Source organism: Streptomyces sp. NRRL WC-3549, from assembly GCF_000721935.1.
GTDB lineage: Bacteria > Actinomycetota > Actinomycetes > Streptomycetales > Streptomycetaceae > Streptomyces.
Genome location: NZ_KL585410.1, coordinates 1 through 2,124 on the forward strand (window position 1 = coordinate 1; position 2,124 = coordinate 2,124).

Annotated in this window: 2 protein-coding genes and 1 pseudogene; 1 reads left to right on the forward strand and 2 read right to left on the reverse strand. The window is 72.7% G+C overall.

All coding sequences use genetic code 11. The features are described from left to right. The first annotated feature begins 136 nt into the window (after nucleotides 1-136). Entirely contained in the window at nucleotides 137-940 is an 804-nt protein-coding gene (locus IH13_RS0119800) for a TIGR04222 domain-containing membrane protein (protein WP_031086271.1), read from the forward strand. A 255-nt stretch (nucleotides 941-1,195) separates the two neighbouring features. Here IH13_RS0119800 and hemQ read toward each other — a convergent pair whose 3' ends face one another. Both hemQ and IH13_RS0119810 read right to left on the reverse strand, forming a co-directional pair. Continuing rightward, nucleotides 1,196-1,909, reverse strand: coding sequence for a hydrogen peroxide-dependent heme synthase (gene hemQ / locus IH13_RS0119805; RefSeq protein ID WP_031086273.1), 714 nt, complete (start codon nucleotides 1,907-1,909; stop codon nucleotides 1,196-1,198). 4 nt (nucleotides 1,910-1,913) lie between these two features. Next, nucleotides 1,914-2,124 (reverse strand): annotated as a pseudogene (locus tag IH13_RS0119810) (protoporphyrinogen oxidase); the annotation flags it as partial.

The following is a 2,124-nucleotide window of genomic DNA, read 5'->3' on the forward strand; positions in this document are numbered from 1 at the left end:
GGCGGCTCCAGCTGCGGGGGCGGCGGCGGCTCCTGAAAGACGGCTTTCAGCCATCCGGGACCGACTGTGACCACCCTTTGTCCGAATCGTGAACAGACCGTGGCGCTCACACGCCCGTCTCGCATAGAAATCCGACATGCTCTGGGTCTTGTTCCTCCTGGTCGCGTGGGGCGTGGCGGCCATCGCCTGTATCCGGCTCTGCCTGGTCACTGCGGGCGCCGCGCTGCGGCCCACCGGCCCCGCGGGGCCGCCGCCGCGTGAACTCAGCCTGTACGAAACGGCGTTCCTGGCCGGTGGACCGCACCGGGTCGCCGACCTCGCCCTCGTGTCGATGCACCTGCGTCGCCGGCTGCTGCTCGCCCACACGGGCTGGGCGACGGTCGTCGACCCGGAGGGCCGGGACGAGGTCGAGCGCACCGTGATCCGGGCGATCGGCCCGGAGGGGCAGTCCCGGATAGCCCCGGTACGGGCCGCCGCAGCCGCCGCCGACACCGTGCGCGCGCTCGCCGACCGCCTGGTGGCGGCGGGACTGGCCCTACCGCACGGCACACGGACCGCCCTGGAGTCGGCGGCGCGGACCGTGCGGGGCGCGACGGTGCTGGTGGTGGTGCTGGCCGCGGTGACCGCGCTGATGCCGGGTCAGAACACGGGGGACGCGGGCCCCGTGGTGGCGTGGTTCGGGCTCCCGCTGGTGCTGACCCTGGGCTGCCTGGCCATCGCACGGGTGGAGAACCAGCCGTACAGCCCGTGGGCCTCACCGTCCGGGCAGCGGTGGCTGGACTCCCTGCCCGCCCCGGCGCACGGTGCGGACCGCGACGTGCTGGCGGCGGTGGCCGTACGGGGGGTGGCGGCAGTCGGCGACCCGCGGCTGCGTGCGGCGCTGCTGGACGGCGGACGTACCGCCCGCCCGCTCGGCAGGGCGCCCCGCGCCGGGATCTGAGACCCCGCGCGGCGCCCTGGGAAGCACCCGGGTGTGCCGGGAAGCCATACGGCCCGGGACACATCGGCCGCACCCGGCACGAGGCGGCGACCCGCGGGGAGGAATGGCTGACTCCCCCGCGGGCCCCCGCACTTCGCCGGTCGGTACCGATGTGCTCCCGGAACCGGACCCGGTGTCGCTGGAACGACGGGCGGCGTCACACGCGCCGTTGCCCGCCAACTGATCTTCCGGGTCGGGGTGACCGTGAAACGCTGGCTATGCGAGCCCGGCCACCAAGTCTGCGATCGCCTTCCGGCGGCCGGTGTAGAACGGGACCTCCTCGCGCACGTGCATCCGCGCCTCCGAGGCCCGCAGATGACGCATGAGGTCGACGATGCGGTACAGCTCGTCCGCCTCGAAGGCCAGGATCCACTCGTAGTCGCCGAGCGAGAAGGAGGGGACCGTGTTGGCGCGCACGTCCGGGAAGCCGCGGGCCATCTTGCCGTGGTCCGCCAGCATCCGGCGGCGGTCCTCGTCCGGCAGCAGGTACCAGTCGTAGCTGCGCACGAAGGGGTACACGCTGACGTAGGCGCGCGGCTCCTCGTCGGCGAGGAAGGCCGGGATGTGCGACTTGTTGAACTCGGCCGGCCGGTGCAGGGCCATGTTCGACCACACCGGGTCCAGCGCGCGGCCCAGCGCGGTGCGCCGGAAGAGGTTGTACGCCTCCTGGAGGGCGTCGGCGGTCTCGGCGTGCCACCAGATCATCAGATCGGCGTCGGCGCGCAGACCGGAGACGTCATAGGTGCCGCGGACGGTGACGTCCTTGGCCGCGAGCTGGTCGAACAGCTCCTGGACCTCTTCGGCGTGACCGGCGCGGTCGGCGGGAAGCACATCTCGCAGCTTGAAGACGGACCACAGCGTGTAGCGGATGACCTCGTTGAGGTCCTTGGCCTTCTTACCTGCGTTCGGAAGCTTTTCTGGCGCACTCATACGGCTATTGTCCCGCCTCGCTCCGCGTGCCCTGAACCCGGGTCGGCGTGGCGGTGATCTCCTCCGCGATCTCGTCCGCCGCCCGCCGGGCGCTCGCCACGCAGGCGGGGATGCCGACGCCGTCGTAGACCGCGCCGCAGACCCGCAGCCCCGGCAGTTTCGCCACCTCCTCGCGGATCCGGGCCACCCGCCCCAGGTGGCCGACCGGATACTGC